The 21,375-nt window shown below is 60.3% G+C and carries 20 protein-coding genes, 1 tRNA gene and 2 pseudogenes; 11 read left to right on the top strand and 12 right to left on the bottom strand.

Annotation, left to right across the window (positions count from 1 at the left end; genetic code table 11):
* The 3 genes from QSV46_RS38260 to QSV46_RS38270 form a co-directional block, all read left to right on the top strand.
* Positions 1 to 188: hypothetical protein (locus QSV46_RS38260; RefSeq protein WP_314963886.1), on the top strand; the 188-nt coding region annotated here is incomplete at its 5' end.
* 61 nt (positions 189 to 249) lie between these two features.
* Positions 250 to 1,686 (top strand): MBOAT family O-acyltransferase, encoded by a 1,437-nt coding sequence (locus QSV46_RS38265; RefSeq protein WP_314963887.1) that lies wholly within the window; start codon positions 250 to 252, stop codon positions 1,684 to 1,686.
* Positions 1,661 to 2,638, top strand: a complete 978-nt coding sequence (locus QSV46_RS38270) for a hypothetical protein (RefSeq protein WP_314963888.1) — start codon at positions 1,661 to 1,663, stop codon at positions 2,636 to 2,638. The genes QSV46_RS38265 and QSV46_RS38270 overlap by 26 nt, the downstream gene beginning before the upstream one ends.
* Before the next feature lie 69 nt (positions 2,639 to 2,707).
* On the opposite strand, the gene QSV46_RS38275 is transcribed toward QSV46_RS38270, so the two are convergent.
* Positions 2,708 to 4,288, bottom strand: coding sequence for a recombinase family protein (locus QSV46_RS38275; protein ID WP_314963889.1), 1,581 nt, complete (start codon positions 4,286 to 4,288; stop codon positions 2,708 to 2,710).
* Positions 4,289 to 4,338: 50 nt separating this feature from the next.
* Positions 4,339 to 4,548 carry a hypothetical protein gene (locus QSV46_RS38280; protein ID WP_314963890.1) on the bottom strand — a complete coding sequence of 70 codons (210 nt, stop codon included), beginning with the start codon at positions 4,546 to 4,548 and terminating at the stop codon, positions 4,339 to 4,341.
* Between the two features lie 207 nt (positions 4,549 to 4,755).
* On the opposite strand from QSV46_RS38280, the gene QSV46_RS38285 reads away from it, so the two are divergent.
* Positions 4,756 to 5,043 (top strand): hypothetical protein, encoded by a 288-nt coding sequence (locus tag QSV46_RS38285; RefSeq protein ID WP_314963891.1) that lies wholly within the window; start codon positions 4,756 to 4,758, stop codon positions 5,041 to 5,043.
* Positions 5,044 to 5,165: 122 nt separating this feature from the next.
* Here QSV46_RS38285 and QSV46_RS38290 read toward each other — a convergent pair whose 3' ends face one another.
* Together QSV46_RS38290 and QSV46_RS38295 are read right to left on the bottom strand one after the other, a co-directional pair.
* The gene (locus QSV46_RS38290; protein WP_314963892.1) at positions 5,166 to 5,408 is read right to left on the bottom strand and encodes a hypothetical protein; all 243 of its coding nucleotides are present in this window, start codon (positions 5,406 to 5,408) and stop codon (positions 5,166 to 5,168) included.
* Positions 5,409 to 5,429: 21 nt separating this feature from the next.
* Entirely contained in the window at positions 5,430 to 6,356 is a 927-nt protein-coding gene (locus QSV46_RS38295) for a Ku protein (protein WP_314963893.1), read from the bottom strand.
* Positions 6,357 to 6,509: 153 nt separating this feature from the next.
* Here QSV46_RS38295 and QSV46_RS38300 point away from each other — a divergent pair, with 153 nt between their 5' ends.
* The 6 genes and pseudogenes from QSV46_RS38300 (at position 6,510) to QSV46_RS38325 (ending at position 9,263) form a co-directional block, all read left to right on the top strand.
* Complete coding sequence (locus tag QSV46_RS38300; RefSeq protein ID WP_314963894.1) at positions 6,510 to 6,917, top strand: hypothetical protein; 408 nt, start codon at positions 6,510 to 6,512, stop codon at positions 6,915 to 6,917.
* A gap of 10 nt (positions 6,918 to 6,927) precedes the next feature.
* Positions 6,928 to 7,377, top strand: a pseudogene (locus QSV46_RS38305) (hypothetical protein).
* 3 nt (positions 7,378 to 7,380) lie between these two features.
* Positions 7,381 to 8,104, top strand: a pseudogene (locus QSV46_RS38310) (SOS response-associated peptidase).
* Between the two features lie 337 nt (positions 8,105 to 8,441).
* Positions 8,442 to 8,642 (top strand): hypothetical protein, encoded by a 201-nt coding sequence (locus QSV46_RS38315; protein WP_314963895.1) that lies wholly within the window; start codon positions 8,442 to 8,444, stop codon positions 8,640 to 8,642.
* Between the two features lie 14 nt (positions 8,643 to 8,656).
* Positions 8,657 to 9,076, top strand: a complete 420-nt coding sequence (locus QSV46_RS38320; protein ID WP_314963896.1) for a hypothetical protein — start codon at positions 8,657 to 8,659, stop codon at positions 9,074 to 9,076.
* 46 nt (positions 9,077 to 9,122) lie between these two features.
* A complete protein-coding gene (locus QSV46_RS38325) occupies positions 9,123 to 9,263 on the top strand; it encodes a hypothetical protein (RefSeq protein WP_314963906.1) in 141 nt (46 codons plus the stop codon).
* Positions 9,264 to 9,431: 168 nt separating this feature from the next.
* Here the strand turns inward: QSV46_RS38325 and QSV46_RS38330 are convergent, their stop codons facing one another.
* From QSV46_RS38330 to QSV46_RS38360, 6 genes are all read right to left on the bottom strand, one after another.
* A complete protein-coding gene (locus QSV46_RS38330) occupies positions 9,432 to 10,013 on the bottom strand; it encodes a MarR family transcriptional regulator (RefSeq protein ID WP_409997278.1) in 582 nt (193 codons plus the stop codon).
* 725 nt (positions 10,014 to 10,738) lie between these two features.
* Positions 10,739 to 11,200, bottom strand: a complete 462-nt coding sequence (locus QSV46_RS38335; protein WP_314963897.1) for a hypothetical protein — start codon at positions 11,198 to 11,200, stop codon at positions 10,739 to 10,741.
* A gap of 9 nt (positions 11,201 to 11,209) precedes the next feature.
* Positions 11,210 to 11,992 (bottom strand): hypothetical protein, encoded by a 783-nt coding sequence (locus QSV46_RS38340; RefSeq protein WP_314963898.1) that lies wholly within the window; start codon positions 11,990 to 11,992, stop codon positions 11,210 to 11,212.
* Positions 11,993 to 12,047: 55 nt separating this feature from the next.
* Positions 12,048 to 14,135 carry a hypothetical protein gene (locus QSV46_RS38345; RefSeq protein WP_314963899.1) on the bottom strand — a complete coding sequence of 696 codons (2,088 nt, stop codon included), beginning with the start codon at positions 14,133 to 14,135 and terminating at the stop codon, positions 12,048 to 12,050.
* Between the two features lie 101 nt (positions 14,136 to 14,236).
* Complete coding sequence (locus QSV46_RS38350; RefSeq protein WP_314963900.1) at positions 14,237 to 16,561, bottom strand: hypothetical protein; 2,325 nt, start codon at positions 16,559 to 16,561, stop codon at positions 14,237 to 14,239.
* A 1,048-nt stretch (positions 16,562 to 17,609) separates the two neighbouring features.
* On the bottom strand, positions 17,610 to 19,382 hold the full coding sequence (locus QSV46_RS38360) for an adenylate/guanylate cyclase domain-containing protein (protein WP_314963902.1): 1,773 nt from the start codon (positions 19,380 to 19,382) through the stop codon (positions 17,610 to 17,612).
* Positions 19,383 to 20,122: 740 nt separating this feature from the next.
* Between QSV46_RS38360 and QSV46_RS38365 the strand changes: the two genes are divergently transcribed.
* A complete protein-coding gene (locus tag QSV46_RS38365) occupies positions 20,123 to 20,434 on the top strand; it encodes a hypothetical protein (RefSeq protein WP_314963903.1) in 312 nt (103 codons plus the stop codon).
* A 144-nt stretch (positions 20,435 to 20,578) separates the two neighbouring features.
* Here QSV46_RS38365 and QSV46_RS38370 read toward each other — a convergent pair.
* Both QSV46_RS38370 and QSV46_RS38375 read right to left on the bottom strand, forming a co-directional pair.
* Positions 20,579 to 20,655 (bottom strand) — tRNA-Pro (locus QSV46_RS38370).
* 92 nt (positions 20,656 to 20,747) lie between these two features.
* Entirely contained in the window at positions 20,748 to 21,233 is a 486-nt protein-coding gene (locus tag QSV46_RS38375; protein ID WP_314963904.1) for a DUF192 domain-containing protein, read from the bottom strand.
* Positions 21,234 to 21,375 lie beyond the last annotated feature (142 nt).

Here is a 21,375-nt window from a genome sequence, read left to right on the forward strand (position 1 = left end):
CGCTGATTGACGCTCCGCGACAATCAGAGCGAACAAAACTCTTGCGCGCGACAATCATCGCGGCAATCATCACCTCGGCGCGACACCCACTCGCCATCCTGATTGTCGCGCGCTTCCCATCCAGATTGTCGCGCTATACCCTGCTAATAGAACAAAAGTCTGATGACGGCTGCTGGTTGACAGATTGAGTTGGCTAACGCACTGCTCGGTCAGGTAGCCGCGCTGACGCACTAGAACCGCCCGTAGAATATGCTTTTTTCCAGTTTTGAATTCCTGCTCGCTATCCCGGTCGCTTACGCCACACTCGTGGCCGCGAACCTTTACAGCCAGCGGGCGTTCCTGCTCGCCCTTATCGCCCTGTCTTTGATCTTTTACGCCTGGTTTCGGGCCGAGTACGTGCTGATTCTGATCGTTTCCGCGGTCTGGAATTATCTGTTTGCGGCGTCCATCGAGCAATTTCCTGACAAGCGCATCATAGGTCTGGGAGTGACCGCGAACGTCCTCATGCTCGTCGCCTTCAAGTATCTCAACTTCATCATCGAAAATGCAAACTTGGTGCTCGGCCAGACTTGGCCGCAAATCTTCGTTGTTCTGCCTATCGCGCTTTCCTTCATCACGTTCGAGCAGATATCTTTTCTCTCCGACGTGCGGAACAAACGGGTTCAGCGCGGCGATTTTGTCAGTTACTTGGCCTTTGTAACGCTTTTCCCGAAGCTGATCGCGGGGCCAATCATCCGATATCGAGAACTACTGCCGCAGCTTTCTTCCGCGAGAAGAATCACGGCCGAGCAACTATTTACCGGCTTTTGTCTCTTCTGCCTGGGCCTTTTTAAAAAGACAGTGCTGGCTGACAACATGGGCTCGATCGTTGACCCATCGGTGACCAGTCTTGGAGAAGGGGTGATCAAACAGATCGACGCGATCTGTGCCATCGTGGCCTATTCGCTGCAGATCTTCTTCGACTTCTCCGGGTATTCGGAAATGGCGCTCGGGTTGGCCTGGATGTTCGGAATCCGGCTACCCGTCAATTTCTTCTCGCCCTACCGATCCTCCTCGATCATCGAGTTTTGGCGGCGCTGGCACATCACGCTCTCGTCCTTCCTTCGGGACTACATTTACATTCCGCTTGGCGGCAACCGCCGAGGTGCGTTGCGCACCTTCGTAAATCTTTTGATTGTGATGCTCGTCGGAGGGATCTGGCACGGTGCTGCTTGGACATTCGTTGCGTGGGGATGTCTCCACGGGCTTGCACTGATCGCAAATCACGCGTGGAGACAATTGCCTTGGTCGGAAACATGTTCGCGCAACCGAGGCCTGAAGTTTGCTGGGTGGGCTGTAACGAGCATGGTTATACTTGCGGCGTGGGTGCTGTTTAGGGCACCAAGCTTTGGGGTGGCGGGGAATTGGTTCGCTTCGATCTGGCAAAACCATGCGCAGCCAGCATACATGGTGAGCAATCGCCAGCTGCTGCTCGTTTCTGCGTTGACCCTTTGGGTCATTATTCTACCTAACATTCCCACACTATTCCGGATCGAATGGGATCGAGATCGGATCGACTGGACAAAGCCCGTCGGAATCGCGCCAGTTTCGCTAAGCCTCGCGGCGTTGTCCGCGCTTGCTTTGTCCATCTCCGTTATTGCAATGGCTCGTGGTCAACACAATGCGTTCATCTACTTCCAGTTTTAGCGTTCGCCTTACAGCGTTTGTGGTCGTGCTTGTCGCCGTAGCCGGCCTCTCCGAGGCTTACTGCCGTTATTCGAAGAAGTTTTCCGATTTTTCGTTTTATTACATCAAACTATTGACCGCCGTGGATACTCGGAACGCGATCCTGGGAGACTCCCACGTCGGCGTATCACAATTGATGCCGGGGTACGCGATGCTCGGCCAACCTGGACAGCAGCCAGCTGAGCTACTTCGCCTGGTGCACTATCTTTACGATCAAAAGGCTCCTCAGCGCGTGATCGTTCAAGCGGCGCCGCAATGGTTCGGAGATTATCATCGGCACCGAAAACTCATGCTCACGGAAGGCGCTTTTGCTCCGTCAGTTCTCGGCTTCCATCCTCTAGTTCTATCAAGGACGTTTCAAAGTACGATGTTCGATAATTTGGTAACGGACGGCGCTACAATCCTCGATCACGTCTTTCCTGCCGCACAGGCGGGGCTGCGTCGTCCTACTCCAGAGGAAACGCTGGTCTGGGTTCAAGACTGGATGAAGCGATCGGCCGAGTCAGGACGGGCCTTCACATGGGACCGGCTGGAGGCAGACAAACGTCAGATGCTCACGATCAGCAGGGTCTACGATCAAAACCCGATCGCTGGATTTGAGGCCTCTCAGGCAGCCAGAGATTTCGAAGAAGCTATCGCGTTCTTGTTGGCCCGAGGAGCTCAGGTATGCCTTTTCCGTACCCCCGTGACTGCACAATATTTACAGACTGAACAACTGATCACCGACAGCCGTTACGCTTTGTTCGATGAATACATGGATCGGTTGGCCCGCAGCCTTTCGGTTCCTCTCGTGGACTTTACAACACTATCGTACAAGTTTGACGATGACCATTTCGACAACCAAGACCACATGACAGGGGAGACAGCTGCCGAAGTGTGGCCTTTGGTTGTACAGCGCTGTTTTAAGCAATGAACCAAAAGACCAGGACTAGCCCTTCGACTTTGGTCCGTCTCGCGATGAAAATGGTGTAATGACATCGCGTCATGTCAGCAAAGCTGCAACTTTCTCCATGATGGCCCGCAAAAGATCTTCCATCGTGGGGCAGCGATAGACAGCAAACCGAGAACGAGACGTCGCCGTGAGGCCAATCACGTGTTTAGCCATTTCGTGCAGGGGCAAGAGGAAATAATCAACGACGTGCCTGTTTGTCTCGGTGTCCAATCGGAGTGCAAGAATGAGTCCGGCTGCCTCGAAGGTGCGGCGATGGACCAACCAACAGGGAGCGTGGCGTCGCCCGACATAGTAGCGCGCCATCCGCACCGAAATGGGGAGCTTGCCGGCAACCGTTATCACTGCAGTTTGTGCGTCAAAGACTGCGGTAACGCCACGCGCTCTGATACGAGCGACCAGAGCTTCTACCTGTCTTGACAGCTCCGCTTCAGATTGCTTCCGCGCGTCGGCGTAGTCGTAACTCCGCTCACAATCGACATAGCCGACGCGGCGAAAGGCCTCCCTCAGACTGCCGAATCGGTATGCGTAAAGTGCGGCGCTTGGCATATTCTGCGTAGCAGCCATAATCGAGGCGCTCAGCTTTCCATTCACCGAGAGCGTCTCTCGCAACTTCTTCAGTAGCAGCTCATTCGACCATCGGCCTTGTTTCTCCTTCAACAGGTTCTGGGCTTTGAGGAAGATGCTCTTGTCAACGATCGGCTCGAAAAGACCAGTGGCCCGAATCCATAGCTCCGGTGGGTTCTTCTTCTTCGCCTGCCTCAGCCGCACCGACATTTTATTATAGACGCTATTACCAATGTAGGCCTCGTTGCTCAAAACCTGCCTGACTATTGCAAGTGACCACGGCTTCGTTCTGTGGTTAGGGATTTCCTCATTGTTCAGAAGGCGAACAATGGATCCACGCGATCGGCCACGAACGACAAACTCCCGAAAGATCCGAGCGACGATGCGCTGCTCGTTCTCCGCTCCGGGCCGGATCACCACCCGATCCGTCTGCAGATGCTTGCGTTGGCCTTTCAGCAATATCCCCTTTGAGCCCCCGCTTTCATCGAGCAGTTCGCGCTGGAGCCCATACCCCGCAGGGCCACCTTGCTTGAACCCGAGACTGGCGACGCGGCAGGCGCCAGCGTGGACCTTGACCGAAAGTTCTCGTGAATATTCGGCCGCCATCACCCGTTTGAGATTCTTCACGATGCTCGCGATGACGCTGCCGTCATTGTCGAATTGCTCGGCGCAGTAGCAAACCTTGATCCCCGCTAGGCGGCAGGTGAACTCGTAATAGGCGCTCTCATCGACATCTTGAAATCTTCCCCAGCGGCTCACGTCATAGACAAGGATGTGGTCGAAGTCTGTCCGGCCACTACGGACGTCATCGATAAGCTCGATCAAGCCCTCGCGACCCTCGATCCGAAGGCCGCTTCGGCCTTCGTCCGTATAAGTGCGAACAATCACGAGATCATGCTGTGCGGCATACATTGCGATTGCGGCCGCTTGGATCTGCGTGGAGTAACGCTGATGGTCCGTAGACATCCGGACATATTGCGCGGCTCGTCCCGCGCTTGAGGGGGATAGCAGATCGGACCCAGGGCGAATGATCAGGGCGTTGGCCATGCGATGCTTCCGCTACAAGCCACGCCAATTACGCTTGGCGGTCACTAGAGCTATGAAAAGCCGTGCTTGCTCAGCCATCCTAGCACGGCGGAGCAGACGAGGGAAAACAGGCCACCCCACAGCCAAGAACGCCCGCGTGCGGCACTGATCGATCTCAGGTACAGGAACGCCCCAAGCAAGGTTCCGTAGTTTCTCCTGAAGTCGCCGTTGAGCTTGGCGATCTTTGTCAGATCGCAAGAGGTCTCGACTTCGTCTGCCATCACGCTGGCCTCCCAATGGTTAGAGCCAGCGCCTTATGAACCACTGTTTTGCCCGACGGAGCAAGCGAAATTCGGTATATCAAAAATTGGAAACATGCGGGGGCGGTGGACAAACCTGAGCCTCGGCGTTTCGGAATCCCTGAGCCGTGCTAAGCGCCCGGAACGAGCCGGCGGTCTCAGGGATTCGTCACGGCAGGAGCGATCTCGATGCTGATGACGAAGGAAAGACCACGGGCGATCCGCACACTGCGCGGCTGGGCCATCCACGTGCTGCGGGAGGCCGGCGCCATCAACGAGTGCGAGGAGCACGGCTGGGCAAAGGACCGCGCCGATCCGCACGCGCGCGAGCGCGCCTTGGATATCGCACGTCGAGATCCGCCTGCCGGGGCTTCCCGGGAGGAAGCGGCGGCCGAAATCCGGAACGTCCTCGACTCGATGGGCGACACGTGCCCCGAGTGCCCGCCTTCGGACTCAGCCTGGAGCCCGAACGGGTGACTGCCTGCTTCGCAGCGCATGTCAGGCCAACTCACGACTGCGGTGCTGCGACCAGTATCCTAAAACCCGGGGACGCCTGAAATGGCTTGAGGTTCTCGCCCTCTTCCCTGCCGCCGGCCCGCTCAGCGCCGACGAGCGACCCAAACTCCGATCAGAAAGGCCGTTGCCACTGACCGCAACGGCGCCTTCACGGTCACCTCGCGCAACTGATCGGCCAAGCGCATCGCGGCATCCCACGTGGGTGACTGGCTTGACCGGCGAGCCGTCCCCGCGACGCTCGATCTCGCGCTGGACGATCGTTCGGTGACGCCCTGGTCGACCAGGCCTGACGCTTCCGTCATTGCCGAGGTTTCTTTCATATCCATGCGGCTCTCCCTACTCTATCGTCAGGCCGACTTCCGTTGCGCCTTTGCCGAAGGCTTCTTTGCCACCGCTTCCTTGGCCGGCTTCTTGCCGGCAATCGGCATCAGCATCTCCTTTTGTCCGGCCGCCGCCTTCCGCGGCTTCTTGGCGGGCTTGCCGGCTTTCGCCGGCGCGGGTTCCTGACCCACGCTCCGCCGCAGCGCTTCCATCAGGTTAACAACGTTGGTCGCTGCCGGCTTTTCCTTGGGCGTGATCGGCTTTCCAGCACGCTTCTGGTTGATGAGCTTGATCAGCGCGGTCTCGTAATGGTCCTCGAACTTTTCCGGCTCGAAGTTGCCGGCCTTCTGGTTCACGATGTGCCGGGCGAGATCGAGCATGTCCTTCGTGACCTTCACGTCCTGGATCTCATCGAAATACTCCTGCTCGCTACGGACTTCGTACGGGTAGCGCAGCAGCGTGCCGACGAGCCCCTTGTCCATTGGCTCAAGCGCGATGATGTGCTCGCGGTTCGTCAGCACCACCCGCCCGATCGCGACCTTGTCCATCTCGCGGATGGTCTCGCGGATCACGGCGAAGGCGTCATGCCCGACCTTGCCGTCAGGTCTGATGTAATAAGGGCGGATCAGATATCGAGGGTCGATATCGCTGCGGTCGACGAACTCGTCGATCTCGATGGTGCGCGTGGATTCCAGCGCGATCTCCTCGAGCTCCTCCTTGGAGACCTCGATGTACTGGCCCTTGTCGAGCTCGTACCCCTTGACGATGTCCTCGTTCGGCACCTCGTCACCGGTGTCGGCATCGACCTTGAGGTACTTGATGCGATGGCCGGTCTGCCGGTTGAGCTGGTTGAACGAGATCTTCTCGCTTTCCGACGTCGCCGGGTAGAGCGCCACTGGGCAGGTCACCAAGGATAGACGCAGAAAGCCTTTCCAGTTCGCGCGGGGGGCCATGGGTACGCAACGCTCCAAGGTGCAGGGACTTGGATTCAAGACGAACGGCGCCGGACGGTTCCGACAGCCGAGCCGCGTCCCCACCGTCATTTTCCCCGCTTTCCAACTTTGGGCGGACTCGACTCTGATGTTCTTGATATGTTCTAATTACTCATGACCGACAGACCCGCAAGCTGGCGCATGCCGAGCCGCAAGGAGATGGAGAAGATGGCAGCTGCTGCCGTCCGCAGAAACCTGCCGCCGGCGCCCGCGCCGGGTCCCGCCGATGACATGCCGCCCGAATACTGGCAGTCCGTCCTCGACGATGCAGGAGCGGACGAGGGCCGGACGCGCACGTCCATCCGGACGCTGCGACTATGCGAAATGTCGGGACATATTCTGCGGGTGTCATGCCGCCGCTGTAGCCGGACGGTCGAGATCCAGAAGGCCGACGCGGTTCGGCTGGCCGGTCCTCAAGCCCTCTGGAAGGACGTTGGAAAGCGCTTACTGGACGACACCTGCCAACAGCGGACCGGCCGCCACGAGGAAGACGGCTGCTGGCCGACCTTCAACATGTCGTAGGCGCCAGTCCGTGGCGCCGAAATATCACCCGACGCCCCTCTCCGGAGGGGACCGCAAGGCTCTGAACAAGGAGCTCGGCAAGGCGCGTGCGATGGCCAACATCCTGGCCGCGCAATCGGCCGAGATGCGAGCCAAGGCTCAAATCAGGCTGCAGCAAGCAGACAGGTTGCTCTGCGAAAGCTGGAACGAGCGGATGTGGTCGGACGGCGAGCCGATTGATCCGTCGCCCGCGATCGACCAGGCCATCAACGCTGGCTAACCGTGGCTGGAGATCCGCTGCGCCCGATGCAAGACGCCGAGCGACGTCGACCTCGCCGCGATGAAGCACGTGCCGACCACCTTCATCCACGACCTTGCCAATCGCCTGCGCTGCCGTAAATGCGCCACGGCGGGCCGGCGGCCCGCAGCGACTCTGCTACAACTCGCCGCGCAGCCGCGTCATTCTCGAAGCGATCCCTGAATAATGTGCAATCTCTACTCGATCACGACCAACCAGGCCGCCATTAGCGAGCTGTTCCGGGTGGTCAACCGGTACTTCGGCAACTTGGCGCCGATGCCGGGCGTTTTCCCGGACTACAACGCCCCAATCGTCCGCACGGGCGCCGAGGGCCGCGAGCTCGCGACAGCGCGCTGGGGCATGCCATCTTCGTCCAAGGCATTGATGGATGCCACCAAGAAGCGCGCCGAGAAGCTTGCGTCAAAGGGCAAGCCGCGCGACTTCAAGGAACTGCTCCGGATGGAGCCGGACGGCGGCACGACCAACATCCGCAACGTGAAGAGCAAACATTGGACGCGATGGCATGGCGTCGAGAACCGTTGCGTAGTGCCGTTCAACTCGTTCAGCGAGTTCAAAGGCAGAAGGCGGCGACATCTGGTTCGCGCTCGACGAGACCCGCCCCCTCGCCTGCTTCGCCGGCATCTGGACCAACTGGACTTCGGTCCGAAAGGTCAAGGAGGGCGAGACTACCAACGATCTCTATGCATTTCTGACCACGGACGCGAACGCCGAGGTCGGGGCCATCCATCCGAAGGCGATGCCGGTGATCCTGACGACACCGGAAGAGGTTGAGACCTGGATGACCGCTCCTCCGCAGGACGCGCTGAAGCTGCAGCGACCCTTGCCGGACGGATCGCTCCGGATCGTCGCCCGCGGCGTCAAGGAGGATCCGGTTGGGCCGGCCACGTGACCGGCGATAGCGACGACCCGGGCCCCTTTCGAGATTATCACGCGCAATAGGTCTACAACTCTTGCGAACTCAAGCCCGCAGCGAGTCCGATGGCCTTGCTCCAGAACGAGATGCCAAGTTCACGACCGGTCCGGCTTCTCGGAGTGTCCTGTCTTTGCTCCACGGTGAGGGCCAGGCTGAGCCGCAACTCGGCCTACCGATTTGAGAGGCGCAGTATCGAGCAGGATTTCAGGAGCGGCGCAGGCCGTGTGCAGTGCGGCAGAGTTCTTTAGTTAACATTCGTGAATCGGAAATGGAAAGAGTTGCGGTAGGATCAGGTTTTCCGAGGGGCGTACCCATGTTTGAACAAGCGACAACCGCTCTATTGCGAGCGGTACTCGACGAGGTCTGCGAAACGCTACCCCGCGACGAGACCGGTGCTCGCACCCACGTGGCCTGCAAGATTCTGGAAGCCGCAAAGACCGGCGAAGCGACGCCGGAGGTGCTGCGGCAGATCGGTCGGAAAGCCCTGGCACAAGCGCCGACCATGTGGCGTTGAACGGAAGGTGCGGGGTGAACTTCCAGGTCACAGTCTTGAAGATCCTGGTGAGTTACCCGGAAGGATTCGCCGTGATGGCGGACCTCAAGCGCGACATGGCCATCCTCGCGACCAGTGGCCGCGAATGGGCGGACCGGACCAAGCGACTCGCCTCGCGGGTGCCCGATCTCGACATCTTTTCCCACGGGCTGGTCGAACGCACCAGCGGCGGGTGGCAGATCACGGCCAAGGGACGGGCGGTGCTCGAGTTCATGGAAGCCCGCTCCGCTGCGGCCGAACCGATCCAGGTGCCTTTGGTCGAGGAGACTACGGGTGCGATAGTCGTTGCAACGCAGGTTCCTCCGCTGCGGCAGCCGGTTGATCGAGCCAAGCGGCGGCGCGAACGCCGCGAACGTCGGCGCGAGGCGCGCGAACGAGCGAGGGCCAACGCCTGAAAGCACCGCGGTTTTGCGCGCGGTTCTCGATGAAGTGTGCGAGAGCGTGTCCCGTTACGAGACCGCTGCCCGCGCCCACATGGCCTCCATGATCCTCGAAGCCGCCAGCAAGGGCGAGACCACGGTCGACGGGCTGAAGCAGATCGGCGTCAATGCGCCTCGCGAGGCGCCAATCGTACGGCATTGACCTGCTCTCAAGCAAGCGCGCGGCCAGCGCCGCCCGGCCTCTAACTAAGGCGTGTACTCATTAAAGCGGCCGGCCGTCTGATGTCCGGTTTGCCGTCAATATCTGCCCAAGAGCGGATCGCCTCCGAGGTCGCAGTTGGGCCAAAACCGCACTTGGGCAAAGAAGCAGCTAGCCTGCTGCCTGCCGTCGCTCGGAGTTAAAGCACAGAAGGTCCATCTCTTCTCTGTTGATCGCGGTGCGAAAAATTAGGCAAGTGTAGTCGGCCTGTATCTTGCTCCTCTTGGAGCCTCTTTCCATCAGAAAGATGCACTGTCTGCAATTACCCGCATGGGCAGTATGCTCGGCGGTGTCGAGCCGATCCAAGACATAACGAAGCGTGTCTCGAAAGTTGTGAGCGCCAAGGTCAACCGTGGCAATTGCAGTGACAAGCGGCGCAATGGGATCGCGTGTCAGGATTTTCTCTCCTCGCGGCGTTATACAGAGAACGATTGAGCGTTTGTCACTGTCGGAGCCCTTGCGCTCCAAGTAACCCTTCACCTCAAGCTGCTTGACCATTTGGGAGACCGTGGCGCGAGTGGTGCCGACGAATTTCGCCAATGCAGAAGGAGTTCGTGAGAACCTATTTGCACGAGCAAGAAATCGCAGCGCCATCCATTCTCGATCACTCATCCCATGCCGAGTACCATCGAACTGCCAACTGTTCGCCGCTTGCTGCAGCAGGTCGACTGCTTCCCGTGCTGCCGTGATCATCCTCGCCCCCGCTCCTATGCTATCCCAATGTATCGCTGATCAGGGGTCGCAACGCATCAAGAAAAAGGATCGGGCGTCCACATACGGAGGTTTGCAATCAGCGCTTGCGCCCTCGTGGACGACCATCTGAATTGGATTGTGCGGGCCATACTTTGTGCAGAAGTGCTCCCAACCGCTGCCTTGTGACGAGTGAGAGCCAAGCCGTGATCCGTTCCTTACATGAACCTGACGACGCTCATGCTAGTGGGGCGCTAGTTCGTTCCAGAGGTTCACGTCGACGGCTGGTTACAAAAGCCCGACCTTGGATCGTGATTCCGCTAAGGGTCACAAGCGGCGGTAGACGCCAAGCTGGATCGACGTCCGGTTTGCCTCTGAGAGCCGACATGACACGTCTTTAAGCGACCTTCGGCTTAGGGCCACAACAGACCACGCGCATTCGCTATCCCCTGCCGAATGCGGACATTCACTCGATCACCTGATCCGCCTGCGCGACGAAAGATTGCCGCAGAAGCTGCAGGATGTTTTCTCGAGGACGCCCAGCTTCGGCCGGCCGGCCGCCGAGGACACCAGTCGCGCCGACAAGCCTCCCAAAAGGAAGGTCGGCCCACGCCAGCCGATCGCGCCAATCGAGCCGCGCTCGAGCAATTGCGCCTTGAGAGCCGCGACCTGCGGGCGCGAACCATGTCCAAGTCGTTCCAGCCGGAGAATGGAACTCGCGGCACTCCTTATCCCAAATAGGACACGTCCTTCGCCCTCGACGCTAGTTCGCCTTCAACCTTGTCGATCTCGGCCTGGTTGCGCTCGATAAACGCCGCGAGCTCGTCGCGAGACATCTCGGAGAGCGCCTTCTGCTGCGACGACGAGTCCTTCCGAGTGGGCGCAATGTGCCCTGCCCGGTCCAGAACCTTGATCGAAAGGTCCGCTCGCACACGAGCACTAATACTGGCGTCCTGCAGCAGTGACTTCGCCACCCGATAAGCCAGTGGAGCGCCAACCACAGCAAGGTCGAGCTGGATTGATTCCGAAATTGCAGCCGCCACGGCCGGCAGTCGCATCGTCTTATAAACCGACTTCGGATGATAGCCGGCGAGCTCTGCGGCCTCCTCGGGCCGCTTGCCTTCATTGACGATAAGGCGCACCAACGTGCGTTGCTGTTCGCTGAGGTCGTAGGCTGCGATCGACGGCATCTAACCCCCTTAGTTTTCGCGGGATGCGTTGGCGACCGCAATGAGACGGCGCAAATTGATGTTGTACTGCGGCACGTCCGGATTCCTCACTGGCCGCTCGAGAAGGTATGCTGCGACGTTAGGATCGAACCAAGCCATGTGGACGATCTCGCCCGCATTCTGCTTGTTCGAAGGAAGCATCTCGAGGAGCAACTTGAAGCGCTTGATGAGACCGCCGCCGGCGAGATCACCCTTGAAGTGGCGCACGGCCAACTGAGCCCAACCGGGAATGTTAAGCTTCTCGGCTGTATCGCTGCCAACCGTAGCTCGCTTCTCGGCCTCCTTGAAGTACGACAAGATCTTGTGCGCCTGGCGAAGGTTGTTCATCTCCTCCGGAGAGAACGTCTTCGCGAGCAGTGCTTCATTGTCTTTGAACTCCCGCGCCAATCGAGCGAACTGTACCTCGAGGGTCTCGCCGACTTGTCGCGTGCCCTGGACCTTGTCGGCGAGAACCTCAGACACGGCGGCCTTCCAGCCACGCGTTGCCTGCGAATCGTTTTTGATGAGCGCGTGGATCTCGTCCAGCTTGGCTCCAGCGTCGTATTTTCGGCCGAGGAGCTTCTGCGCGACGTCGCGCGGATCTTCACGAAGCAGCGTACCGACGGCCGATCGATCAATTTCAGCTTCGGTTACATTACGGGCGCTGCGAGCGGCATCAAGGTCCGCACGCGCTTGCGCCGACATCTGTTCTCCACGACGCGCGGCCGCGGCGATATCGTCGAACTCACCGCGCACTGCGGGAAATTGCGCCAAGACGTCCGCATTGTTTCGTACCCATGCGTTTGCCCGGATCGAGTTGACGGTCCCGTCATTGTTGAGGGCCGACTTGGAGAAGTCCGCACGGAGATAGTCGCGAAGCGCAGCATACCCAGCCGGCGCCGCCGGCGACCCTTCGAGCGCGCGCGGCAATGCAGCCGCGTTCTCTGCGCTGTTCAGGAAACGACCCGCGGTGGCACTCGGTGGCGTTCCCGCACGGCTCAGCTCCCCTCGACGTTCTGGCCCCCACGGTCGAGCTCGCGGGTAAATCGCGCCATTTCGTCATTGCGCTCGGGGCGGAAGCGGTCTGCGAATTGACGATAGTTGGCATTTGCTTCCGAATAGCCGGACGCTTCTTCGATCGTGCGGTTGACCGAGCGTCGAAGTGCTTGCAAGTTGTCGGCCAAGTCAAAATTCCCGGATGCCTGCGCGCGTTCGATAGCTGGACCGATGAACTTTCGCAGATCAGCCAGATCGCCGCCGTTGGCCGTGCCGGGGCCGCCAACATTGACCAGCTGCCCGCTCTCCGGCGGATGCTCGACCATCTGCGGCCGAAGGGCGTCGAGCCGCCGCATAAAGTCTTCCGGGAGCACGCCTGGGGCCAATCCATTTGCTTGATTGCGGACACGATCGATGGCACCAATATCTCGTCTGCGGGAAGCTCTTCGTGCCGCCCGGCTGCCGTATCGAACAGCCGGTTCTTCTCGGCACGGGCTGGGATGTAGGTCTGATCGACGAGGGCCTCATCCAGCCGTCGTGAAGCATTTGTCTTGACTTCGGTGTTCGCGAGCGGGCCGAACGGTTCGCCTTGATCGGCGCGGATCTGGTCGACAGCGCGAGCCGCTTCTTCCCGTTGAAGGATGTCACTCTCGGCGATTCCCATTCGTGCTTCACGGGCCTGCGCGGCGCGGCGCATCACGGCACCCAAGTCAGCCTGCGGATCCCGCGTGGATTCAACACGCTCGGCAGCGGCGGCTTTGACGTTCTGGTCTCGCTTGACGAAGTCAGGCGAAGACTTTAGGCGCGCGCCCTGCTCCGCGGTGATAAGGCCAGGATCGCGTGAAAGGAGGCCTGAAGTTGGCATGGCAGAGTTTTGCAACGGCTCGACGCCCGCCTCGCTAGGCCTAGAGAGAGCCGTAGCGTTCACGCGGATATCTTGCGCCAGCGCTCGCGGTGACCCCGATGCGGCGGCCTGAAGCTTCGTGGCCGCTCGGTCAACATCAGCGGTGCTGTACGGTACCTTGGTGTTGGGGTTCAGCGGAATCGGCGCAGAAGCGGAGCCAAAGGACTTCGTCGCGATGTTCTTGATTAACCCGCCAAGGCCCTCAGCGGTGACCTGGAGGCTGTTCGCACCGACGGCTCCGACCAGGGGCGCAAGCGCGTTGGCAATCGCCTTTGGCCATGTGTCCCCGACGACAGCGTGCTCGGGAACGTAGTTATCCGCTGCGTTCACCATGACGCCGGAACCCATGCCGCCTATTGTGTCTCCAACGAGTGTGCGCGCCGGCGCCGCGGTGTACGGTCTGGCCAAATGATCCAGCACGCGGCCGACCATTGTGTCCGAACGTGTCGCGGCCTCGGCCACCTGCGGCGCACGCTGCGCCAGCATGGCGCCCGTGCCTATCGCCTGGGTACCGAACCGGTTGACGTCATAAGCGAGCTTCTCGCTGCGCGACATCGTGGCCGGATCGACGCCCGGGAGGACCGAGGTGGCCTTCTCGACCAGCTTCGACGCCGGGATCGCGGGCGAAATGTTCGTGCCGAGCAGCTTGTTGATGCCGCCGGTGACGAGGTTCTGCGCACCTGCCACCAGGTCGAACGGTCCGGTGACGATGTCCGTGAGGCCCTTGCCGACGCCTTGGGCGCCGACCGTGAAGTCGCGCACCGCGCCGCCGACGCTACTCGGGAGGATCGACGCGGGGCGATCGATCGGCTGCGGAGCGGGTTCGGGAGTGACGTAGAGGCGGCCTTGCTGGGCCGCGTTCTGCGCGCCGAGGCCGGGCGCAGGAGGTGCAGGCGCCGCAACGGGAGGCGCGGCGGCCGGAGGCGGCACGCTCGCGAGCGCGCGTTGAATGTCCGCCGGCGTGAAGTCGTCGGGGAATTCGTGCTGCTGACCTTCGAATTCTATCAGCTGGGCCATAGATACTCCGCAGCTGTAAATGCCCTGCGGCCCCACAGATACCCCACGTTGGTGTTGAGGGCTCCGAGCGTGTCCAAGAGTGGTTCGATCTGGCTGGTCATTTATGGTCCCGTGATCCAAGACGTTCCGGTCTTGAAGTACCAGCCGCCAAAGGCGACGCTCGTCCCGGAGAGGTCGGGATTGAGGTTCTGTACATAGTCGCCAGGCGTTCCTGTGTTGGTGGGGATAGAGTAGCCGAGTGAAGACGCCGCCACTCGCAAGGAAGCGGTGCACCCCCGGAACGAGACACCCTCGATCGTGCCGACCGCGCTGACGGCAGAAATGCACGCTGACCCGGAAGTCTTGCCGTTGAATTGCATGCCGTTGACTTCGATAGTCGAGCTGTCCGCAATCAGGCCGTAGCCGGTCGCAGCTGCGAGATCGATGGTCTCATTCTGCACGATCACGAGCCCGGACACGGAACTGATAATGAGGGCTCCGACAGACAGCACCCCACCGTATTTATTGCCTCTGATCGTGCCGTTGCCAGCCAAATAGGACCCACCAAGATCGATCCCTCTAGATGGCGATACAATATCGTTCCCCTCGATAATCAGGCTTCCGTACTTCGCGCTCGACGTCGAAAGGCTTCGCACGCCAAGGCTGGCGGAGCCTGTCAACCGGATCGTGTTTCGTCGAAGCGCGATCACGTTCGACGTTGTCGTCCCGGCCGGAGCGCCGATCCTGATACCGAAGGAATCGGTCGCCGTATTTCCGTAAATCTCATTGTCCGCGACTTCGACCACGTCGGACCCGCCGGTGGTGGTCACGACGGCCACCCCGCCCCAGCAGCCGATCATACGGTTGTGGTGGACCTTCGACTTGCGAAGATCGTTGCAGGAAATCCCTGCCCTCGGCAAAGTGGCGTCGTCCGTCCTCGACTGCCCCATGATCGTGTTGTCGTGGACGTTGAAATTCAGCGCCGTGGCGAAATAGATACCGGCGGATGGCGGATTGACGATAACATTGCCCGAGATTTCGCCATCTTGCCCGCAAGTTGTGGAGTTTCCGATGGTTCCGACGGTGTCGTAACCGCCAATCATGGCGTAGCAATTGTGCGTGCCGACGCTGCTGTTGAACAGAGACCGCGCACCCGGGTTCAGGATGAAGTTGTTCTTGATGCTGATGCGCGTGTGGCCTGACCAGGGAGTGATCGGAATGGTCAAGCTGTTGCCGTCGATGTAGTTCTCGTGGATCTCGGTATCGAAAAAGCGCCCTGTCGTCCCGGCGCTTGAGCCGGTCGCAAACATAGAAAGCCAGATACGCGTCTGGTCGACGTAGTTGGCACCCAAATCCGAGAGGACGCGATTGCGCTTGAAGCGCGCATTTAGGATGCCGCCTGAGCCCGTGATGGCCCCGTTAATATAGTAGTTGTCCGGAAACCCCGAGAATATGCATTCCTCGACCGCTATTCCGGTCTGATCGCTCGAGCCAGAGTTACCGAAGACGATCGCGCCGTATTGTGTCGACGAATAATCGAGGTCCGTCGCAAAGTCGCCTGCAAACCTACAGCGGCGAAATTTCCATTCGGTTTTATCGTTGAAATTGAACATTGGATGCGCAGTGTGCGTGGTCTGCGCAAAGGTGGCGTCCACCGTTTCCACATCGCTCGCGCCCGTGATTGTGCTCGTGATCTTGTAGTTGAGTTTCATCCCATCGAGACGCTTCTTGCCGGCGGCGGCGAGCGTATATGCGGCCTGAACTGCGGCCGTGTCCGCCGCGGACCCGTCGCCTTTCGCCCCGAACCACGGGATCAGAAGCTCGTTCCCGGAGACATCAAGTTCCCACCAATGGCCACCCGCCTCTTGAAGCGCCATCGGGCCGCCAGACGTACCTGGTATGTATGTCGCCGGCGCGAGCGGGTAGCCCGCCGCATAGCGTACGATCTGAATCACCGTCGTGCTGATCGGAATAGTCGTTGCGGCCGCTACTGCGCGCGTTCCGTAGCTCGGCGTGCTTGCGGCCAGTGCGGCAGCCGATGCCGCCGCGTTCGTCGCGCTGGTAGCCGCCGAACTCGCGCTGGTGACGGCATTCGTCGCACTGGTGGACGCCGCCGCCGCGCTCAAGTTGGCGTTCGTGGCGGAAGTAGCCGCGCTGGTGGCCGAGGCGTCCACGGCTTCGATCTGGTCCAGAATGTCCTGGATGGCGGCCGCATCGCCTATGCTGGCCTTGACGGCCGGCGCCAACTGGTCGACGCCGACGGCGGCATTCATAATCGCTCCGTCGGAGCGAAGTGACTTCTTTAGAAAATCGACGATCTCGGCTGACGAGATAGCGGCTTGGTTCAGATCCGCATGGATTTGTCCGGCAGGCAACGGCCGGTTGGGGTTCGCGTTTTGGTACGCAACATAATCGTACTGGCGCGTGTATTTGCTGGGGTAGGACATCTGCCGCCGACGGGGTGAGAGGAAGAGCGCGGGATTGCGCGGTGGGTGCCGTCGGCGAAGCGGCGTAGACGTCCGTGGATTGAATTATGACTCTGGAGTAGTGACCGAAAGGTTAGGAGCGGCCGAGTGGCTGGTAATTCCACTCGGACAGGATCCTAGCGCCGATGCAAAAGGTCGGGCGCCTCCGAGCAACGCAATGGCGCTGCGATGTGTGGTTCAGGTCACAGCGGAATCAGCTCCACTGCCCTAAAAAATGCAGTGGTATGACCGCAAACAAGGTAATGGCAGTACACACAGGCTGGGAGGGCATTCTACATCTTGGACTATCGAGGCCGCTTGGGCGAGAACTCAGCGGCTCTTTTCTTAAATGCGCTTCCCAATTCACGTTAGGACGCTGGCGCAACGCAACAAGAGCACGCTGACGTGTGCCATCAATACTATGCGCCAGCGGTCGGGCTAACACTGCCCGTTAGCAGCACCTCGCTAACGTACACAGACTTGCCTCGGCCGCTTCAGGAGCGCGGCTCAACCGTCGCGTATGCTCATTCGCTGTAGGACCGTTGTCGACCAGTGTCAGCGGCCTCGTTTGAGGCTAAGCAACGCCGAGCTCGCTCGATCTGGCTGTTAGTGGCCCCCTGATTGCGGGCATACATCTCAGCCACCGCTGCCGAATACCTCGCAACGTAGTATCTGACTTCAGAGCAGGAAATCCGCTCGCCCGGCCTGTGCTGGCGCGCGGCATAGGCTTCAGAGCTCATCGTGATCAGGAACAGGACGGCAGCTCCGATTCCATGCGTGACAGTCATTGTTATCCCCCGCAGCTACTAGATTTGTTGCAGAGAGCTGGCCTGAATCGTCCCCATCGCGCAAATTAACATTCGTGCGCTCACGCAAGGTGTTGTGGAGTGTTGCTTTCCTGCTGCACACGCCAGAGCCGTAGTGTCTAAGCACACTCTTTTGGCGCAACATCCGAGATCGTGCGTTGCTCCTGGCTGCGCCGCCCGCCGTTAAGGATCGGCTCTCTAGTGACGTTGCCCAGTAGGCGACGTCATCCCTCCGGCACACCTGCCAAGCGCAGGCCCTCGTAGATGCGCTCGCGCTGCGCCAGGAAGGTCGGGTTTTCACTGCGTCGTTCGTTGCGAAATCTGGCGACGGTGAAGTTGGGGTCGAGCCGGAGGCCGGCATTCCGCGCTTCTCGCGCCTCCGTAGCGCGACCGCTGAGCGCTGAGGCCGCCGCCAGGAAGAAATGAGGCATGCCGACATTAGGATTCAATCCGACTGATTTACGTAGCCGGTCCAGGGCAGAGTCGAGCCGGCCGAGGAATAGATCGGCAATCCCAAGCAGGGCGTGCCAGCGATCCAGTCCGGGATCGCGCGGGCTGAGACGGATTGCATTTGCGAGACTAGCTTCTGCCTCTTCCGCGCGCCCGAGTAGCACCTTCATGAAGCCTGCGTCGGCGTGCGCCCAGGCCAGATTGCGATCCAGCCCGATTGCGAACTCAAGCTCGCTGAGCGCACGTTCCGTTGCGCCCGAGACATGCAGGAGGTTGGCGTGGACAAAATGGGCAAGAGCGTTGCTCGGAGCAAGCGTCAGTGCCTGAGTGATCGCGGTAAGCGCGATTCCTAGCTGCTCGTCCCGATTGGTCGAGGCGAAGGTGCGAAGTTCGTTGCCATGATAGAACGCGACACCGACCAAGGCCTCGACGTTTTGGGCGTCCAACCTGAGCGCTTCGTCGAACAGGCCGCACGCCGCACGGTCGCGGCGCAGCGACAAGGGTTGGTTGAGGATTGCCCAACCGCGCATAGCTAGATCTACGGCATCCATGTTGTTTGGCCGTTCGCGCTCGGCCCGCCGGCCTTCAGCAGCAACGAGTTCGATGCCCACGGTCCGCGCGAGCCGCGTGGTGATCTCATCTTGCATGTCGAAGATGTCGGCGCGCGGCTTGTCGAAACGTTCGGCCCAAAGGTGCGCGCCGGTTTCCGTGTCGATGAGCTGCGCGTTGACGCGGACGCGGTCGCCGCCGCGCTGCACGCTCCCTTCCATCACGTAGCGAACGCCAAGTTCGCGGCCGATCACCCGGACGTCCACTGGCTTGCTTTTGAAGGTGAAGGCCGTGTTGCGAGCTATGACGAAAGCTCCAGGAATGCGGGAAAGGTCGGTTGTCAGACTTTCGGTTACAGCATCGACGAAGTAGTCCTGCTCGCTGTTGCCATCGAGGTTGACGAAGGGCAGGACGACGATAGAGAGCCGCGGTGCGATGGCCTTGTGCGGCGCCGTTGTTGTCGGGCACGTGGGTGATAGCGTATAGACTTGGACCGGTCCGGCGATATTCTTCAATTTCTGGTAGCCGCGATCTTGCGCTGCGATATCGATCTTGCCACGTACCTGGTCATAGGCCGCACTGGACAGGCAAATACCGCCAGGCTCGGCAATCCCCTCCAATCGCGCCGCCACGTTGACTGCGTCGCCCATGATATCACCATCGTCCTCCACGACCACGTCACCAAGATTGATGCCGATGCGGAACTCAATGCGCCTATCCGGTGCTACGCCGGCGTTCCTCTCGGACAAGGCCCGTTGCACGTTGATTGCCGTACGAACCGCATCCACAACCGACGCGAACTCGGCAAGCAAGCCGTCTCCAGTGGTTTTAACGATGCGTCCGCGATGAGCAGCGATAGCGGAATCGATCAAGTCCTTGCGAATGTCCCGGAGGCGATCGAGCGTACCTTCCTCGTCAGTACCCACAAGCCGACTGTAGCCGACTGCATCGGCCGCGAGGATCGTGGTCAACCGTCGGTTTTGCCGGTCGATCGCCAAGTCTCCCTCCTGGATGGATCGCGGCCAGTCTACGCACTTGGTTGAATGTGCCAAGGGATTTGACATCATGGATGCAGTCGAGGCGTCCGGTCAGCGCCCGTGGCAGACATGCTAGCCCCTGCACGGCTCCGCCACTGAACTTCCCGGAATCGCAAAATTAGCGGAGCGGCTTTGCGGCCTTTGCACTACGAGCGGGCACCTCCCCCCGGGGGTAGCGAGTGGCGCCGGGGTCGGGGCGGCCGGGCACTGCGGTTGCGCATGCCGGCTCGCGCCGATAATGCAAGCTCGTCGTCGATAGGCATTATCGAGACGTCTCTTGGACGTCCTAGAGCGCTGCAAGCGCGAGTCTCGAGATCGCGCCTTGCGCGAGCGAGCTAACTCATTGTCACCACTCGACACTTTGAGTCGCAAACACCCCTGCAGGAAAGCCATTTCTTGTATGGTGTTGCGCGTTTCCAAAACCCGACAAAAGCGATGAAACCGATAAATGCGCGAATTCGATCAAACGCTAAGTCGTCTGGTCTTACGTATTAGACTTTTCCAGACAAAGTTTTCATTGCTGATTTTTGAACAGGGCGCATCCTGACTGCGGGTCGAAAGCCCGAAACACTAGCCGATAGCCAATCCGGTGAGCGGCAATCACAATTCTTGTCCAGGGGCCGCGCGCGTATGTCCAAGGCGCACGCCCAAAGGTGCGCGGGGCCGCCTAGTGTCGGTCATTTCGCCCCTGGACTCGCATCTTGCTCGAAAGGCAAAACACTATGCGCAACTCAATAGCCGTCCGCACCTCGACGAACTCCAATGATCTCGGCGCCCTCCTCGCTCGCCGCGGGGCCGACCTGATCCTGGCAATTGAAGATGGAAATGCCTTGATCCGCTGCCATGTAAGCTCAGCGACGGCTGCGGCGATGCTGGCGCCGCTCAAAGGCAAAGCCGCGGGCCAATTCCGGCCCCTGCCCGGTAACCTGGTCGAAATCGACGCGGCGGTGGCCCTACCGGTGGCGATGCTGATGATGGAAGCCAAGTCAGCGATGGAAAAGAAGCTGAACTGAAATCGTCCAGTCCCGGGCGGTGCAAAACCGCTCGACAGTCCTAGAATCGGCGCTCGTGCTTCCCCGGTGCTTCCCCGGTGGTAGTGCGGGCGCAATGACGTCAAACAGGGAGATAAAATGTACAGGCAGTTTCAAAGGGTTGACTGGTCGGGGCAGCTGGATTCGAACCAACGACCTGCAGTACCCAAAACTGCCGCGCTACCAGGCTGCGCTATACCCCGAATGTCCGGTGAGCCCCGTCGATACACGCTTCCCAAAGCGCCAGCAAGCTTTCAAGCCGCCGGCCAGGCGGCGATGATTCCGCCTAATCGCTCTATTTGGTGCCGAACAGGGGGTGGCCGACCCGGTCGCCGGGGCGGATGCCGTATTTCTGTGCCGTTCCCGCCACTACCTCCAGGACGGCCCGGGCGGGGCCCCGGGACGAGATGATCTTCGTCGACATCGGCTCGGTGTTTTCGGCGATGCGCAGGATGCGGCCGTCGGCGCGAATGAAGATCATGTCGAGCGAGACATAGGTGTTCTTCATCCACATCGAGATTTCCTGCTCGGGCTTGAAGTCGAACAGCATGCCTTTGCCGTCCGCCAGTTCCTTGCGGTACATCAGCCCGGTCTGCTTCTCCTCCTCGGTGGTTGCCATTTCCACCGAGAACACCTGGACGCCGTTCCTGGTGACGATCTCGAGCGGCTGAAAGCTGGCGGCGCGCGCCGGCGCGCCTGCGGTGGCAAAGCCGGCGATGACGAGGATGCCGGCCAGCCAGCCCCTTGCAATGGACCAGACAGCCTTTCGATCGAAATTCATGGGAGGGTGCTCGAGGCGGGTTGGACTGAGCCAGTCCTTACGCGGCGACCATCACAAAAGCCAGAGGCGGGGGGGGGGGGGGGGGGGGGGGGGGGGGGGGGGGGGGGGGGGGGGGGGGGGGGGGGGGGGGGGGGGGGGGGGG

The sequence above is a fragment of the Bradyrhizobium cosmicum genome (assembly GCF_032290525.1).
Lineage (GTDB): Bacteria > Pseudomonadota > Alphaproteobacteria > Rhizobiales > Xanthobacteraceae > Bradyrhizobium > Bradyrhizobium cosmicum_A.

What these genes read in the sequence shown, in the direction of transcription:
- QSV46_RS38345 (WP_314963899.1), bottom strand. Translation starts at nt 14,135, where the DNA reads ATGGCCCAGCTGATAGAATTCGAAGGTCAGCAGCACGAATTCCCCGAC.
- QSV46_RS38330 (WP_409997278.1), bottom strand. Translation starts at nt 10,013, where the DNA reads ATGATCACGGCAGCACGGGAAGCAGTCGACCTGCTGCAGCAAGCGGCG.
- QSV46_RS38295 (WP_314963893.1), bottom strand. Translation starts at nt 6,356, where the DNA reads ATGGCCCCCCGCGCGAACTGGAAAGGCTTTCTGCGTCTATCCTTGGTG.
- QSV46_RS38315 (WP_314963895.1), top strand. Translation starts at nt 8,442, where the DNA reads ATGTTTGAACAAGCGACAACCGCTCTATTGCGAGCGGTACTCGACGAG.
- QSV46_RS38280 (WP_314963890.1), bottom strand. Translation starts at nt 4,548, where the DNA reads ATGGCAGACGAAGTCGAGACCTCTTGCGATCTGACAAAGATCGCCAAG.
- QSV46_RS38350 (WP_314963900.1), bottom strand. Translation starts at nt 16,561, where the DNA reads ATGTCCTACCCCAGCAAATACACGCGCCAGTACGATTATGTTGCGTAC.
- QSV46_RS38270 (WP_314963888.1), top strand. Translation starts at nt 1,661, where the DNA reads ATGCGTTCATCTACTTCCAGTTTTAGCGTTCGCCTTACAGCGTTTGTG.
- QSV46_RS38335 (WP_314963897.1), bottom strand. Translation starts at nt 11,200, where the DNA reads ATGCCGTCGATCGCAGCCTACGACCTCAGCGAACAGCAACGCACGTTG.
- QSV46_RS38300 (WP_314963894.1), top strand. Translation starts at nt 6,510, where the DNA reads ATGACCGACAGACCCGCAAGCTGGCGCATGCCGAGCCGCAAGGAGATG.
- QSV46_RS38275 (WP_314963889.1), bottom strand. Translation starts at nt 4,288, where the DNA reads ATGGCCAACGCCCTGATCATTCGCCCTGGGTCCGATCTGCTATCCCCC.
- QSV46_RS38290 (WP_314963892.1), bottom strand. Translation starts at nt 5,408, where the DNA reads ATGGATATGAAAGAAACCTCGGCAATGACGGAAGCGTCAGGCCTGGTC.
- QSV46_RS38375 (WP_314963904.1), bottom strand. Translation starts at nt 21,233, where the DNA reads ATGAATTTCGATCGAAAGGCTGTCTGGTCCATTGCAAGGGGCTGGCTG.
- QSV46_RS38265 (WP_314963887.1), top strand. Translation starts at nt 250, where the DNA reads ATGCTTTTTTCCAGTTTTGAATTCCTGCTCGCTATCCCGGTCGCTTAC.
- QSV46_RS38285 (WP_314963891.1), top strand. Translation starts at nt 4,756, where the DNA reads ATGCTGATGACGAAGGAAAGACCACGGGCGATCCGCACACTGCGCGGC.